Raw genomic sequence first — 14,000 nt, 5'->3', positions numbered from 1 at the left:
CTTAATGGGAGTGACCTCAGCGGGCGTGTATCTCCACAATGTCGCCGTCCTCAAGCACGTGGTCAGGACCAACCCTCTGTCCCGGGAACTTCACGCTCTTACCCCACACCCTCGCGTAGCGGAAGTTCTTGGCGAAGTCCTTGTGTATTCTCTCCGCCACATCGAGGACCGTTGAACCCTTCTTAAGGGCTATCGGAGGATATGCGGGCTCCTCACCTGGGCTTTTGGTGAAGACCCTTATTATGTCCGCTACCTCATACAGCGCCTCCTTCACGGCCTCGAGGTTTATTCCTTTCTTCGCCGAGACGGGCACTATCTTAAAGCGGTCCCCGTAAGCCTTAACTAATCTCTCGTAATTCTCCTTGCTACCCGGGGCATCCCCTTTGTTGGCGATTATTATAGCCTTCTTCCAGACGAGGCTGTCGTCGAGGGCATCGGCGAACTCCTCCAATGTCACGGGCTCCTTGACGGTTATCTCGGCCGAGTGAATTCTCTCCTCGCGGAGCATCCTCATAACTTCGTCCAGATCACCTTTTATGTTCTCAGCCCCGTTTATCACTATGCCGCCACTCGGTGTCTTCCTTATCTCAACCCTTGGCCTCCTTTTGTTCACCTTTATGCCCGCCCTCTCAAACTCCCTCAGAAGTATTTCCATCTGCTTGGCCGGGTCCTCACTGAGGTTTATGACGATGGCTATGGCGTCGGCGTTTCTGACCACCGCGAGCAACTGCGGCCCCATGCCCTTCCCGAGGGCGGCTCCCTCTATGAGGCCTGGCACCTCGACGAGCTGTATCTGGACATCCTTGTAGTTCATCATGGCCGGTATTGGCTCGGTCGTCGTGAAGGGATAGTCGGCGCTCTCAACATCCACTCCCGTTAAGGCCCTTAGGAGCTCCGACTTGCCAACGTTCGGGAAACCAACGAGGACTATTTGGGCTGCCCCTTCCTTCTTAACCGCCAGCGAGTAGCCGCCACCCTTCCTCTGCTGCCTTTGCTTCTCCAGTTCCTTCCTGAGCTCGGCGAGCTTGCGCTTTATCATCAGCCTGAGCTTCTCGGTTCCCTTGTGCTTGGGCACTGTGGCGTACATTTTCTCAAGTGCCCGAATCTTTTCGGGAATCGTCTTGGCGTTCCTGTATTCCTCCTCGGCTTCTAAGTACTCTGCCGTTACGTTCGTGGGCATAAACCTGCCCCTCCGTTCTCTCCTCTCAGGGGTCCTCTTATAAATCTATGGCCCACAAGGTTTAAGTGATTCGAGGTGATTATATCCATCGGTGGTTGCCATGGTGAAGGTGAAGTTCTTGGGGCATGCGGCTTTCTACATCGAGGGAAGCAAGAAAATCCTGATAGACCCCTTCCTGAGCGGAAACCCAGTAGCTGCAGCAAAGCCTGAGGAGCTTGAGGCTGACCTCATACTCGTGACCCACGCCCACGGGGACCACGTTGGAGATGCCGCCGAGATAGCCAGGAGGACTGGTGCCAAAATAGTGGCAATGTACGACATCGCCAATTACCTCGTCGAGAACAACAAGGGCATAACAACCGTGGGCATGAACTACGGCCCGACTGAGATTGACGGCGTCAAGATCGTCCAAGTTCCAGCCTGGCACTCCAGCAGCGATGGCAAGTACAGCATCGGAAACGCCTGCGGCTACATCATCGAGCTCGACGGCGTTAAAATCTACCACGCGGGCGACACCTTCGTCTTCAAGGACATGGAGCTCTTCGCAGAGCTCTATGGACCCATAGATCTAGCCCTGCTCCCGATAGGCGGCCACTTCACGATGGGCGTGGAGGAGGCCGCGAAGGCCGTGGAGCTGCTTAAGCCGAAGAAGGTCATCCCAATGCACTACAACACCTGGCCACCGATTTCCGCCGACCCCGAGGAGTTCAAGAGGCTCGTGGGTGACAAGGCCGAAGTGATAATCCTCAAGCCCGGTGAGATGATAGAGCTCTAAAGTCCCAGCTTCTTCTTTACCTCTTCCACGGTTTTTCCCTTCACGAGAACGTCCTTCTCCCTGCTCGTCTCTCCCCTGACTATCTCAACCTCGGCACCCAGTAGCTTTGAGAGGAACTTAACGAGCTCCCTGTTGGCCTTTCCGCCTACGGGCGGTGCTGTTACGCTGACCTTTATCCTTTCCCTCCACTCGTCGATTCCCTCAACCGCGTTCTTTTTCGCGTTGGGTCTAACGTAGAGGGAAAGGAGGACGCCATAACCGGTTTCCTTAATCATGCCTCCGCCTCCCCAAATATCCTCTCGATGAACCACTTCTCATCAAATGGCCTTAGGTCATCGTAGCCTTGGCCAACGCCGACGAAGAGTATTGGAGCGTTTATGACGTGGCTTATGCTCAGCGCAGCACCGCCCCTCGCATCCGCATCGAGCTTGGTGAGGATGACGCCCCCTATCCTCACGGCCTCGTTAAATTGACGGGCCTGCTCGACTATGGCGTTCCCAGCCAGAGCGTCACCGACAAAGATCACGAGGTTCGGCCTCGTGACGCGGGCTATCTTCCGCATCTCGTCCATCAAATTCCTGTTCGTCTCGCTTCTTCCGGCCGTGTCTATGAGAACGACGTCTATTCCCCTAGCCTTCGCGTGCTGGATGGCGTCGTAGGCGACGGCGGCAGGGTCAGCCCCGTAATCGTGCTTTATAACCCTCACCCCAACGCGTCTGGCATGCTCCTCAAGCTGCTCTATGGCCCCTGCCCTGAAGGTGTCGCTGGCCGCGATGACAACGCTCAGGCCATTCTTCTTGAGCCAGTGTGCAAGCTTTGCTATCGTCGTGGTTTTCCCCGAACCATTGAACCCGACGAAGAGTATCACGTAGGGCTTCTCGGACTTCTTTATCTCCTCAAGGAGATCCACTTCCCTCTCGGGCCTGAGGATCTCAAGGACGGCCTCCTTAACGGCCTCTTCGATAACTTTCGCCTTGTCCGTGCCTATCCGAACCTTTTTACCGACGAGCCTTTCCTTTATCTTCTCCCTGAGGGCGTCTACAACTTCCAGAGCCACGTCCGCCTCCAGAAGTTCGAGTTCAAGCTCGTCGAGAGCCTCATCAACGTCCTTCTCCTTTATCTCCACCTGAATAAGCCTGTCTAGGAGTCCCTTTTTCTTGGCCTCTTCCTCCTCCCTCTCGACGTTCTCCTCGACCCTCTTCACGAAGGCCTTCAGCTTCTCCCTAAGCTTTCCGAACATGCCCATCCCCACCTCCAATTCAACTCCGGGTTATAAACCGTTTCGTTCTTAAGGCCATGGGGGTATAAGGGCCACAAGGTGAACCGGATGAAGATCAGGCTGGAGCACGGTGCCGGTGGAGAGGTTATGGAAGAGCTCCTCAGGGATGTAATCCTGAAGAACCTAACGCTCAAGAGCGCCGGCGGAGTAGGTCTGGATGCGCTCGACGACGGCGCGACGATACCCTTCGGCGACAAGCACATCGTTTTCACGATAGACGGCCACACCGTTAAGCCAATATTCTTTCCGGGCGGCGACATAGGTCGCTTAGCGGTAAGCGGAACCGTGAACGACTTGGCGGTAATGGGTGCCAAGCCAATAGCCCTCGCAAACTCCATGATAATCGGTGAGGGATTTGACGGGGACGACCTCGTAAGAATCCTTCGCTCAATGGACGAGACCGCAAAGGAAGTGCCCGTCCCGATAGTCACTGGGGACACCAAGGTCGTCGAGGAAGGGATAGGGATGTTCATAATCACGGCGGGAATCGGAATTGCAGAGAGGCCGATAAGTGATGCTGGGGCCCAAATAGGAGATGTTATCCTCGTCAGCGGCACGATAGGGGACCATGGAATAGCACTTATGAGCCACCGCGAGGGGATAAGCTTTGAGACGGAGCTGAAGAGTGACGTGGCCCCTGTGTGGGAGGTCGTCGAGGCAGTAGCGAAGGCGATAGGATGGGAAAACATCCACGCCATGAAAGACCCGACGAGGGGTGGTTTAAGTAACGCCCTCAACGAGATGGCCAGAAAGGCCAACGTGGGTATACTGATAAGGGAGGCTGACGTCCCGGTGAGGCCGGAGGTCAGGGCGGCCAGCGAGATGCTTGGAATAAGCCCCTTCGACGTGGCCAACGAGGGCAAGGTCGTTATGAGCGTGGCGAGAGAGTTCGCAGAAGAAGCTTTGGAGGCAATGAGAAAGACGGAGAAGGGCAGGAATGCGGCAATAATTGGAGAAGTAATCGGCGAATACCGCGGCAAGGTCTTGATGGAGACGGGCATAGGAGGAAAGCGCTTTTTGGAGCCACCCGTTGGGGACCCGATCCCGAGGGTCTGCTAACGCCTCATTTCCCTTGGGAACATCTTTACGAAGCTGAGCACGTTCTTTACATCTTTTTTTATCGTCTCGGGCTCGGGCTTCAGGAAGACATAGATAACGTTGGTGCTAGGAACAAGGGATACGTGCTTCACGTTTCTCACGTTGGAAAAGCCCTTCACGAATTCGACCAGCCTCTCTATGTCCGCCCTCTTCTCGAAGAGAACCTCGAACTGAACGCCCCCGACATCGATTACATCCCTCACGAGCAGGGGCTCGTTCTCTATCTTCGGCTTGATCCTGTAGTAGCCCTTCTGAATGAGATGGATTTCCCTCGTGATCTCAAAGCTGGGCCTGACGACGATGTAAAGCTTGTCATGCCTGCTTATGAGCTTCGATACTGGAAAATATAGAAGGCTCTGCCTTGGTAAAAGGGTCAGCGTGTACTCGAACTTCTCCACGTTATCTCGTCTAACCTTGTACTCGGCCTTGAAGCCGACGTAACCGCCAAGCCAGATGTAGTTCTTGTCCTCCGGTCTCACGATATCCTCGATACTTTTAAGGTAATGTTGCATCAGGAGGAGGTTGATTCTACGTCCTTTATAGAACTGGAGGGTCGCGACACCCGCAAGAACCATCACGATAAGAATTACGTCAGAGCTCACCATGGGCCACCCTCCACTATAACCTTTCCGAGTTCAATCAGCTTCTCAAGCCCTCTTGGCTCCTCGGCCATCATTGGTATGCGGATGACCTCGACACCAGGAAACTTTTCCTCAACAAGCCCCAAGACTTTCTCCTGCGCTTCCATCTTTACCCTAAGCTCATCCGGTGGATTCTCTAGCCTCAGGATTTTGTTCATGACGATGAGGGTGAACGGAATGCCGAACCTCCTCAGCATAGCAAACGCCCTCTCCGTCTCGTAAAGGGGTAGCATCTCGGGGTTCATGACCGCCACGACGCTCGTCTTCTCGGGATCCGTTAGAACAGCCTCTATATCGCTAACCTCCTCCCTATAGGCCATGAGCTCCCTGAGAACAGCGTCTTCATGGGGGTCACTTGGCAGCTTGAACTTTCTCTCTCCGTGTATCTTCTCTATCGCCTTCCTTCTATCAAGTATCTTCAGCCTCAGCTCTATCAGCTTGTCGGCCCACGTCCTTGCTATGCGGGGAAGGGCGAGCACGCGGAGGGTGAGGCCTGTAGGAGGAGTATCAAAGATTATTACATCCCACTCATCGCCCCGGCTAAGTACTCTCCTGATGACCTCAAGGGTTGCATATTCCTCGATTCCAGGACTATAGCGCAGGACCTCAAAGTACTTCTCGAGGTTTATCACGGTAAGATACCTGTAGGTGTGCTTTAGGGTCTCCTCAATGTGCTTGAGGTAGGCTTTTATCATTCCCTCCATATCCACTTCGCTCGCGTAGAGATTTTCCGCGATCTCCCTGGGCCTGTCCTCTAGCCTGACCCCGAGCACGTCCCCAAGGTTATGGGCGGGATCCAGGGAAACCACGAGCGTCCTGTAGCCCTTCTGGGCAAGTGCCAAGGAGATTGCGGCACTCATCGTTGTCTTTCCTACGCCCCCCTTTCCTATGACGAACACCGCTCTATAACCTTTCTTGGGGAGGAAGCACTCTCTCATCTCACGTCACCTCGAAGAGGCCCGCAAGTTCGGCGAACACATCGTCGAGGTTCTCTGCACGCCTCTGCATCACGATGAACTCCCTGGCCATGTGGGGGAGCAACCTCAAAGTTAGGGTGGTGGGCGGACTGGGTATCCCAATGAAGGAGCCCATAAGGAGGAGAGCAAAAACGTTCTCGAGCTCTCTGAGCTCGAATTCAATATACTCGGTTGACTGATCCTTGAAGGACTGAAAGAACCCTCTTAGGAACTCCCTAAGGCTCTCCAAAAACATGACATCACCCCAAAAAAGAAAGGAGAAAAATCAGGCCGGAGTGGCCTCCTTTACGTACTCCTCCGCAGGTCTCTTCCAGGCGAGATAGAAGTCGTAGGCGAGGAGGACGTTGAGGACTAAGCCGACGAGGAGGGCGCCCTTGGTTCCGATTGTCGTAAGGAGGTTCGGTAGTGGTACCTCGAAGATGTACCAGATTATTGCGGCCGTCACCGTCACCCAGAGGAACAGTGCCGGTATCAGGACTGCGTAGCTCCACTTACCAGCTTTCTGCACCTTGGCCACCCAGAGGGCTGATGTCATGAGGGCTATCGAGGCAAGGAGCTGGTTCATTGCGGCGAAGGCCGGCCAGAGGACTTTATAGCCTGAGTTCCAAGCGAGGGCTGTTCCAAGAAGGGCTATTATAGCAGAGGCGACCCACTTGTTGGTTATTACCCTCATGATGCCCTTGCCCGTGTCCGCTATCATTCCGAAGAGCTCCTGCCAGGCGAATCTTCCAAGCCTCGTGGCCGTATCAAGGGATGTCAGAGTGAAGGCCGAGATCCACAGGGTAGCGAAGGTCTTGCCGAGGTCCATGTCAAGGCCGTAGAAGTCGTGGAGACCGTTCGCGTAACCACCTATGAAGGTTCCGAGACCTCCCTTGAAGATGTACTGGCTTCCCCACTCCGCCACGCTGACACCCGTTAGCTTGACGCCGTACACGCCTATGGCCGTAATGACTATGGTGCTGAGAAAGCCCTCAGTGAACATGCCACCATATCCGACGAGGAGGCCATGGAGCTCGTTGTCAAGTTGCTTACTCGACGTTCCAGAACCTACAAGAGAGTGGAATCCGCTTAGTGCTCCACAGGCGATAACGAGTGGTATTGTGGGCCAGAACGGGGAGGGTTGCTTGGCCACGACGTTAGCAACGAAGCCCGTGTAGGCTGGAGCTTCAAATGTCTTTGCAATGCCGATGAAGGCTATACCGCCGATGAGGAGGCCAAACCAGAGGATGTAAGCGTTAAGGTAGTCTCTGGGCTGGAGGAGCATCCAGACGGGCAGTGAGGATGCCACGATTATGTAAATCATCAGGATGATGTTCCAGTAGTGGTAGGCCGTTGTGTACGCGGCAACATTAGTTACATCCGTCTGTCCGCTGACGAAAATCAACGGATGCTTGAGGCCAATCCAGACTGCCAGGGCCAAGAGAATAAGCCCTATGGCCGTTCCAAGATAGAAGTTTATCTTGACCCTGTAGAGCAACCACCCGAGCAGTAGTGCTATCAGCAGGAATAGTATAGTCGCCGTGGCGGCCTGTGGCGTAGTTGTCAGTAGCTTAGCGGTCACAGCAACGAACGCTGCCACCACGAGCAGTAGCGTGAACCATATGTAGATCTCGAAGGCTACACCTGTCCTCTTGCTCATTATTTTGCCCGCTATCCACTGGATGGACTTACCATCGTAGCGGACGGATGCCATGAGGGCCAGGTAGTCATGCACTGCTCCTATGAAGACGTTGCCGAACCATATCCAGAGTATTGCCGGCAACCATCCCCAAGCTATGGCTAGGGCTGGACCAACTATGGGGCCAGCACCGGCTATGCTGGCGAAGTGGTGACCGTAGAGGACAAGGGGATGCGCTGGCACGTAGTCCACGCCGTCGTAGAGCCTGTGGGCAGGAGTGGGCCTGTTAGGGTCAGCCCTGACAACCTTGTTCTGGAGGGCCTTACCATACGTCATGTAAAAGAATACGTATATCACGGCCGCTATCAGGATGAGAACGGCCGAGTTCATAGCCACCACCAGACTTTAGTCGTTGTTAGTACTTAATATTGTTTTCGTTGTTCATTGAAACCACACAAGCTTGGCACTGCCGTTTTCCTCCAACCACCGCAGAAGTTCCTTGGCAAACGCGAATTTCTTTGCCTTGCTCTCCCACAAGGGAGCATGTTCTTTGAGCCACGGCTTGCTCCATTTGCCGACGAAGGAGCCGAAATCAAAGCCTACGAGGATTATCTTCTCAGCCCCAAGAGCCTCCGCAAGGAACGCTGCCCTGTCCCCATCCGTAAAACCTCCGAAGTTGTAAATTATGTCGAGGGGCTCCGTCTGGCATGTTCCCAAGACGTTATCGAAGAGGGCTCCATAAGCCCCGATTTTATCCATGTTGTCACCGTGGGCGTGAATCACCATGAAGGCTCCCTTCTCGTTGGCCTTCCTCAGATCGAGGAGCCTGCCGTCCAGGTCGGTAACAACTATGTCAGGAATTATTTCGCGTTCGAGGAGCGCTGTTGTTGCACCATCGGCTGCTATGAGCGTCCCATCTGAGAAGTCATGCTCTTCAAGGACCTTTTCAAGGCTCGGGCCGGCGCCGAAGACGTAAACCTTCTTCCCAACCACGACCTCGAGCTCCTCCTTCAGAAGGTACGTATCGTTCTCAAGGAGCACCGCCCGCAAAAGCTCCGCAGCTTCCCTATCCCTCTCCACGGAGTATCCCATCTCTCTCACTATCCGCTCGTAGAAGGGTTTCCACTCCTCCCACTCCATTCAACCACCTCTCAGCATCTTGTCCATCTTCACAATCTCCCTCCACTGCCTTCCAGGCCAGTATATCTGTCCACAACTCTCGCAGACGTAGAATTCGTCATAGGCCTCGTAAACGCTCGGTGGAACCTTTCCCCTAACCTCCTCCTTTCTTGTAGGCTTTATCGGGCCATTGCATTTGGGACAGCGGGCCCCCGCTGGGAACAGTTCCTCGAACTCGACACCTTCCTCCCTCAGTTGGGCAACCTGCTCTTCAAGGGAGTTGGCCCTAATCAAGATGACGGGAATGCCGAGTCGGGAAGCCCTTTCCGCGAGGCCTGAGTCCCGCGTGAGGATTATCCTCTGCTCGGCCCGGGCAATCCTGAGTATATCATCGTCGTCCTCAACACCGTAGAGGGTGTCGTAGCCGTAAAGGCGGAGCCAGCGGGCCAAGCGGCCAAGCATCATGTCCGCGATGAACTTCCTCATCGAAAGGTATTAATTTCGGCTGAAGTTAAAGCCCTACCGGTGGTGGAATGCACTACGAGGAAGTCAAGATGCTGCTCGAGCGCTCCTCCGACTTTCTCGAGTTCGCCAATAGGGCGTTTAAGGATGGAAAGTACAGCCTCGCGACTTTTCTCGCTGAGCAGGCAGTTCAGCCAAGAAAAGGTTGCCGAGTTCGTTAGGGAAAATGGGGAGCGACGTTGACCTTCTCATAAAGGTCAGAGAAGCGCCGAAAACTCCCCGCGAGAGGGCCGAGCTCGAGATAAGGATTGAAGAGCTGGCCGATCTTCCAGACAATCATCCCTTCGAATTCCACATCGTTGATGAGAAGGGCTTCCAGCGCTATATCAGGATTCTCGGCGTGAAACCCGTGAGAGTGGAGTAAAGCTTCTAGGAACATAAGCATGTGGGGGTAGCTTCTCACTCCTAAGCCCCGCTAAGGCTCGTCCCAGGCTTTAACGATCCATACCACAACAACGTGGATGAGGCAGCCGAGATCGGCCTTGAAATTGCGGAAAGAACAGTTCTGAGCCACATATCGCATAAGAACTTGCCTTTTCTGGAGCTCATCCGCTACTCCGCTACATAAAGGAGAGGTGGATCAGCAGGGTTCTCATAGCTACGACGGCTAAGGGTAGCGAAAGGAAGATAAACCCGACATCCAACCTTTGAATGCCCGAGGAGTACCTTGGGTTGCGATGACCTCGGGACCCCCAGGGGGCCGACATCTCCAAATGGCCCCCAATCCTTTTAAGCCCCGCCGGCGGTTTTTCTTCATGCTTGAGAATGTCATTGAGGATGTAAGGATCTTCGCAGAAGAGGTTGGTCTCTACGAAAAGAGGATTCTCGTCCTCTTTTCCGGTGGAAAAGACAGCTCTCTTACCCTATACCTGCTAAAAAAGGCCGGGCTTGATGTAGCCGCCCTGACGTTCTTCCACCGCTGGAGCTGGCCCGAGGTTCGCAGCTGGGCGATGAAATTCACAAAAGAGATCGGCGTCGAGCACTATCTAGTTGACATCACGGAAGGCCTCCTTCGAGAGGCTATAGGGCGGAAGGGACCTATCTGCATCCACTGCAAGAAGGTCATGCTGTGGAACGCCAAGTGGTTTGCCCTTAATAACGGCTTTTCCGTGCTTGCAAAGGGGGATAATGCCAACGATAAGATAATCGGGGCCCTCCTCGACCAGTGCCCCGGAGATATCAGGCTCTGCGAGCTCCCCAGAATAGGGATTCCCTTTTTCAGACCACTGATAAAATACAGGGCCGAAGAAGTCGAGGCCCTAGCCGAGGAGGCCGGGATAAGGCCCTACAGAATGTACGAGCACGGGAGAAGGAGGCAGTGGCGAGAAGGGTGCCCTCTTCAGTACATCGACAGGGAGGAAAGGATAACGCCTGAGCTTATGGACCTCGCCTATAAGGTGAACTACGTGATTAGCAGGCTGGCCCGAAGGAAGAAGGTGAGGATGAGCGTCAGGGTGCCAAGCTTCGAGGTGATGTGCTGGAACTGCGATGAGGAGACGCTAAGGGAGGCAGAGAAAATCGTGAAGAGGTTCAGTCAGTAGGGGAACATTATAACTGCGGCGATGGCGGCGGCGGGTCTGTCCTTGACGGTTATCTCGGCCGAGACAACCCTAAACTCTTTGAGCTTCCAGCCTCTGACTCGAAAGCCTTCCTCGACCATCTTCCTCACCATCTCCTCGGCCTCCTTCTTCGTGCAGTAGCCCGCGTACTCGTATATCAAGCCACCCTCGTTCCCCTCGCTTATGCCGACGCCGAGGGCTGCGCTTATCGTTGAACCGGGCTCATCGCTCTCTATGTGAGCATAAACGGTGGGCAAGAGCATCCCTATGGGGATGTTCTTAGGAAGCTCGTCGAGCCACTCGATGTGAGCGGGTATAACACTGCTGAGCTTGACGAGGTTAACGTTCCCGATTCCCATCTTGAGGAGGGCGTTGTCGAATGCGTTCAGCTTCGTACCGCCCTCCGCGGTTGCGGCGAGCATTATCGCCTTTTTGGGAGTCGTCCAGCTCATTCCCTCCCACCTCAGACGGTTTCTGGCCAAGGGGTAAGTTGGGAATTGACTTTTAAAGGTTTCGCAGGCCTTAAACTTTTAAACCTCTGAAAAGAGGCCTTATCTGGTGGGAAATGTGCTTAACACCATCGTGCTTATAAGGACGGACAGCTTCGACAAGGCCCTCACGGCACTTGCCGACCTCGTGAGGTACGGGGGAATGACGATAAGAGGGGAGCCAAGGATAATTCCTCCTGCCCTCTCGGACTGGGCCTTTGAGCAGATAGTGGGGGAGAAGCCGAGGAAGAAAGTGAGGGCGCACGTCGTGGCCCAGATAGACCTTCCGGCATCGAAGGCCATAGGAAGGATAAGGGACATACACCCGCCGGCCCACATAGTTGTTATCCCAGTGGGCACGAATGTTCACAGGGAGCTTCTCAGAATGTGGGGGAGCTTCAAGAAGCTAAAGGGGTTCTACCCCCCGAAGGAAAGGAAGTATCCAAATTTGGAAGGAGAATTTGAGCCTACTTCTTCCTCTTCCTGATCCTTATCCTCGCGATGTCCCCGAGGGTCGGCTCGTAGTCTCTAGGAATTAAAGGCCTCTGCTCGTAGTCGGCCTCCACCTTTTCCACGAGCTTTATCTTGAAGTACTTCTCTAATTTCCTCGCCTCCTCGATCGTGGGCATGTACTCACCGTGGGCAATCCTCCTCAGGACATTCACCGAGAGGCCAACCCTGTGGGACAGTTCCTCGTAGCTGAGGCCACTTCTCCTGATTGCCTCCATTACGCGCTCCGCGTAGTCCTCCACTATGTCCTCCGTTATTAATGGCCTTTCTCTCTTCACCTGTGGCCTCGGCCTGCTCACCGTCATCCTCCTGATGGGTTCCCTGCCCTTAGGCATTATGCTGAAGGTTCCCGGTTGCTTCCTGCCGTACTTCCGATAGCAGTCGTCGCAGACGAGGAGCTCTGCCCCCTCGAGCCTTACCACATGGCCCTCGCCCCGTATCTCCCTGCCGCAGAGCTCGCAGTACCTCGGCTTTGCCTTGGCCATAACCATCCCTCAAACCCAGTGAGGAATAATTATTAAAAAGCCTGCGGTTAACGACGCTTGGCGATGATGAGAGCGAATTGCGCCGAGAGGTGAGGAGAAGCGGGCGCTGAGCGAGGTGAAGCCCTTGGTAGAGGTTGATCTTAAGAAGACGACCCATGAGATGGTGCGAAACGGCACGTGGAAGTTCGAGGGCGGCATCTTTTGGCAGGCCTTAGAGGGGGGCGTCGTAGGGTTCGACGGAGAGACCTTCTTGTTCCCCGAGGAATGGGGCCGGCGAGAGAGGAAGATAGCAAAGGAAAAGATGAAATTCATCCTCGGCCTCGACACGGACCTCGACTCCTTTTACGCTGAGATATCAGATTCTAAGTTCGCCTTTCTGATAGAGGAGTTCTACGGACTGACGGTTCCGGCAGCCCCAACCCCCTATCAGGCCCTCGTTGAGGTGGTTGCCCAACAACAGGTGAGCTTCGAGTTCGCCCAGAGGACGATTAGGAATCTCGTAGAGATTGCCGGCGAAAGGGTAGGCGACCTCTACGTCTTTCCAACGGCAGAAAGGATAGCTGCTTTAAGCGAGAAGGATCTCCGAAGGGCGAAGTTAGGTTATCGGGCGGGCTACATAAAGTCCCTCACGGCCTTACACCTTCGGGGGGAGTTGGACCTCGAGCTGTGGAATCGGGAAGATGAGGAGGCAATAAAATACTTAATGAGATTCCGCGGAATCGGCCGCTGGAGTGCTGAGCTCTTTCTCCTCTACGGTCTGCGGAAGAACGTCTATCCCGCAGGCGATTTAGGGCTGAGGAGGGGAGTTGCAAAGATATTCGGCCTCAGGCTCAAGGAGGTCCGGGAGAAGGACGTCAGGGAGCTGATAGACCCGTACGGAAAGTGGAAGAGCCTCTTAGCCTTCTACGTCCTGTGTTACGACAGGAAGACCGAGATGGAAAGGGGGAGGTGATAGGATGCACATAAGGGAGTTTCAGGAGATGATAAAGGACATCTACTTCCACAAGGACAGGAAGAGGGGTGTTGAGAGGACATTCTTCTGGCTCGTTGAGGAGGTTGGGGAGCTGGCAGAGGCCATAAGGAAGGGGGACAAGGAGGCCATGGATGAGGAGTTCGCCGACGTCCTCGCATGGCTCGCGAGTCTCGCCAATTTACTTGGGATTGACCTCGAGAAAGCCGCGGAGAAGAAGTATCCAGGCGTCTGCCCCTACTGCGGGAAGAAGGCGTGTGAGTGTGAAGAGTGATTACGTCGAGTTAATGGTTGTGTTGTACACTTCACTGAAAGTTCTCTCTATGCTTGATTTCGTTCCATTGATCTTTTGGTATGCCATATCAGCCGCACTTCTCTCGTCTATCATGTACCTTGCTGTTATGAGAATTAAAATAAGCCCCGCCACGACGATAATAAGATATTCAATGGCACCCTGAGCTCTTTTCATACTTTTCCTCCTCCCATAACAAAAATTCAAGAAAGGAAAATTAAGAATTAAGAGGGACGCAATTTGAGATGTGTCATCCAGCAGTGCTCCGGTTGAGCTCATTGAGGGTCTCATTAATAGCTCCAGCTGTCTGTTCTATCCTTGTACCCTGCTCAATGCCACTTCTGCTAAGGTACCTAACGACCACCAAGATTATTATCAACGCCGCCGCTATCATGAAGAGATACTCTATTGCACCCTGGGCCCTCCTCATCGAGACCACCTCCTTGGAACTTTTCAGATTAAATTTTCGCAAACTCTATATATACCT

At 54.1% G+C, this 14,000-nt stretch carries 21 protein-coding genes and 1 pseudogene; 9 read left to right on the top strand and 13 right to left on the bottom strand.

Features of this window, described 5'->3' with window-relative positions; all coding sequences use genetic code 11:
• Positions 1-16 precede the first annotated feature (16 nt).
• Entirely contained in the window at positions 17-1,180 is a 1,164-nt protein-coding gene (locus PYCH_RS02560) for an OBG GTPase family GTP-binding protein (protein ID WP_013905266.1), read from the bottom strand.
• Positions 1,181-1,280: 100 nt separating this feature from the next.
• On the opposite strand from PYCH_RS02560, the gene PYCH_RS02555 reads away from it, so the two are divergent.
• Positions 1,281-1,955, top strand: a complete 675-nt coding sequence (locus tag PYCH_RS02555; RefSeq protein WP_048058170.1) for a metal-dependent hydrolase — start codon at positions 1,281-1,283, stop codon at positions 1,953-1,955.
• On the opposite strand, the gene PYCH_RS02550 is transcribed toward PYCH_RS02555, so the two are convergent.
• Together PYCH_RS02550 and ftsY are read right to left on the bottom strand one after the other, a co-directional pair.
• The gene (locus PYCH_RS02550; protein WP_013905264.1) at positions 1,952-2,230 is read right to left on the bottom strand and encodes a DUF167 domain-containing protein; all 279 of its coding nucleotides are present in this window, start codon (positions 2,228-2,230) and stop codon (positions 1,952-1,954) included. The genes PYCH_RS02555 and PYCH_RS02550 overlap by 4 nt on opposite strands.
• A complete protein-coding gene (gene ftsY, locus PYCH_RS02545) occupies positions 2,227-3,195 on the bottom strand; it encodes a signal recognition particle-docking protein FtsY (RefSeq protein WP_013905263.1) in 969 nt (322 codons plus the stop codon). Before ftsY ends, PYCH_RS02550 begins: the two co-directional genes overlap by 4 nt.
• An 87-nt stretch (positions 3,196-3,282) precedes the next feature.
• On the opposite strand from ftsY, the gene hypE reads away from it, so the two are divergent.
• The gene (gene hypE, locus PYCH_RS02540; RefSeq protein WP_013905262.1) at positions 3,283-4,293 is read left to right on the top strand and encodes a hydrogenase expression/formation protein HypE; all 1,011 of its coding nucleotides are present in this window, start codon (positions 3,283-3,285) and stop codon (positions 4,291-4,293) included.
• Here hypE and PYCH_RS02535 read toward each other — a convergent pair.
• The 6 genes from PYCH_RS02535 to PYCH_RS02510 are packed head-to-tail and all read right to left on the bottom strand — an operon-like array spanning position 4,290 to position 9,173.
• Positions 4,290-4,937 carry a hypothetical protein gene (locus PYCH_RS02535; protein ID WP_013905261.1) on the bottom strand — a complete coding sequence of 216 codons (648 nt, stop codon included), beginning with the start codon at positions 4,935-4,937 and terminating at the stop codon, positions 4,290-4,292. The genes hypE and PYCH_RS02535 overlap by 4 nt on opposite strands.
• Entirely contained in the window at positions 4,931-5,911 is a 981-nt protein-coding gene (locus PYCH_RS02530; protein WP_013905260.1) for an ArsA family ATPase, read from the bottom strand. The genes PYCH_RS02535 and PYCH_RS02530 overlap by 7 nt, the downstream gene beginning before the upstream one ends.
• Position 5,912: 1 nt before the next feature.
• Positions 5,913-6,185 (bottom strand): hypothetical protein, encoded by a 273-nt coding sequence (locus tag PYCH_RS02525; protein ID WP_013905259.1) that lies wholly within the window; start codon positions 6,183-6,185, stop codon positions 5,913-5,915.
• A 30-nt stretch (positions 6,186-6,215) separates the two neighbouring features.
• Positions 6,216-7,958 carry a carbon starvation CstA family protein gene (locus PYCH_RS02520; protein WP_013905258.1) on the bottom strand — a complete coding sequence of 581 codons (1,743 nt, stop codon included), beginning with the start codon at positions 7,956-7,958 and terminating at the stop codon, positions 6,216-6,218.
• A 51-nt stretch (positions 7,959-8,009) separates the two neighbouring features.
• Positions 8,010-8,708 (bottom strand): 6-hydroxymethylpterin diphosphokinase MptE-like protein, encoded by a 699-nt coding sequence (locus PYCH_RS02515; protein WP_013905257.1) that lies wholly within the window; start codon positions 8,706-8,708, stop codon positions 8,010-8,012.
• The gene (locus PYCH_RS02510; RefSeq protein WP_013905256.1) at positions 8,709-9,173 is read right to left on the bottom strand and encodes a DUF5615 family PIN-like protein; all 465 of its coding nucleotides are present in this window, start codon (positions 9,171-9,173) and stop codon (positions 8,709-8,711) included.
• A 47-nt stretch (positions 9,174-9,220) separates the two neighbouring features.
• Here PYCH_RS02510 and PYCH_RS09575 point away from each other — a divergent pair, with 47 nt between their 5' ends.
• The 4 genes and pseudogenes from PYCH_RS09575 (at position 9,221) to PYCH_RS02500 (ending at position 10,750) form a co-directional block, all read left to right on the top strand.
• Positions 9,221-9,370: a HEPN domain-containing protein gene (locus PYCH_RS09575; protein WP_013905255.1), complete on the top strand. Its 150-nt coding sequence runs from the start codon at positions 9,221-9,223 to the stop codon at positions 9,368-9,370.
• Between the two features lie 5 nt (positions 9,371-9,375).
• Positions 9,376-9,573 (top strand): hypothetical protein, encoded by a 198-nt coding sequence (locus PYCH_RS02505; RefSeq protein ID WP_013905254.1) that lies wholly within the window; start codon positions 9,376-9,378, stop codon positions 9,571-9,573.
• A 48-nt stretch (positions 9,574-9,621) separates the two neighbouring features.
• Positions 9,622-9,860 (top strand): annotated as a pseudogene (locus tag PYCH_RS09570) (hypothetical protein); the annotation flags it as partial.
• A gap of 104 nt (positions 9,861-9,964) precedes the next feature.
• Positions 9,965-10,750 (top strand): 7-cyano-7-deazaguanine synthase, encoded by a 786-nt coding sequence (locus tag PYCH_RS02500; protein WP_013905253.1) that lies wholly within the window; start codon positions 9,965-9,967, stop codon positions 10,748-10,750.
• Here the strand turns inward: PYCH_RS02500 and PYCH_RS02495 are convergent.
• Positions 10,744-11,220: a pyruvoyl-dependent arginine decarboxylase gene (locus tag PYCH_RS02495; protein ID WP_013905252.1), complete on the bottom strand. Its 477-nt coding sequence runs from the start codon at positions 11,218-11,220 to the stop codon at positions 10,744-10,746. The genes PYCH_RS02500 and PYCH_RS02495 overlap by 7 nt on opposite strands.
• Positions 11,221-11,335: 115 nt before the next feature.
• Here PYCH_RS02495 and PYCH_RS02490 point away from each other — a divergent pair, with 115 nt between their 5' ends.
• On the top strand, positions 11,336-11,743 hold the full coding sequence (locus tag PYCH_RS02490; RefSeq protein WP_013905251.1) for a DUF356 domain-containing protein: 408 nt from the start codon (positions 11,336-11,338) through the stop codon (positions 11,741-11,743).
• Here PYCH_RS02490 and PYCH_RS02485 read toward each other — a convergent pair.
• Complete coding sequence (locus tag PYCH_RS02485; RefSeq protein ID WP_048058169.1) at positions 11,724-12,251, bottom strand: multiprotein bridging factor aMBF1; 528 nt, start codon at positions 12,249-12,251, stop codon at positions 11,724-11,726. The two genes, PYCH_RS02490 and PYCH_RS02485, sit on opposite strands and share 20 nt — an antisense overlap.
• Before the next feature lie 124 nt (positions 12,252-12,375).
• Between PYCH_RS02485 and PYCH_RS02480 the strand changes: the two genes are divergently transcribed.
• Both PYCH_RS02480 and PYCH_RS02475 read left to right on the top strand, forming a co-directional pair.
• Entirely contained in the window at positions 12,376-13,203 is an 828-nt protein-coding gene (locus PYCH_RS02480; RefSeq protein ID WP_013905249.1) for a DNA-3-methyladenine glycosylase family protein, read from the top strand.
• Positions 13,204-13,207: 4 nt separating this feature from the next.
• Positions 13,208-13,495 carry a MazG nucleotide pyrophosphohydrolase domain-containing protein gene (locus tag PYCH_RS02475; protein ID WP_013905248.1) on the top strand — a complete coding sequence of 96 codons (288 nt, stop codon included), beginning with the start codon at positions 13,208-13,210 and terminating at the stop codon, positions 13,493-13,495.
• Here the strand turns inward: PYCH_RS02475 and PYCH_RS02470 are convergent, their stop codons facing one another.
• Together PYCH_RS02470 and PYCH_RS02465 are read right to left on the bottom strand one after the other, a co-directional pair.
• On the bottom strand, positions 13,496-13,690 hold the full coding sequence (locus PYCH_RS02470) for a class III signal peptide-containing protein (RefSeq protein WP_013905247.1): 195 nt from the start codon (positions 13,688-13,690) through the stop codon (positions 13,496-13,498).
• A 73-nt stretch (positions 13,691-13,763) separates the two neighbouring features.
• A complete protein-coding gene (locus PYCH_RS02465; protein ID WP_013905246.1) occupies positions 13,764-13,943 on the bottom strand; it encodes a class III signal peptide-containing protein in 180 nt (59 codons plus the stop codon).
• Positions 13,944-14,000: the final 57 nt, after the last annotated feature.

It is taken from the genome of Pyrococcus yayanosii CH1, from assembly GCF_000215995.1.
GTDB lineage: Archaea > Methanobacteriota_B > Thermococci > Thermococcales > Thermococcaceae > Pyrococcus > Pyrococcus yayanosii.
Note: the sequence above shows the minus strand (reverse complement) of the source record. Positions and strands in the feature narration are given on the sequence as shown.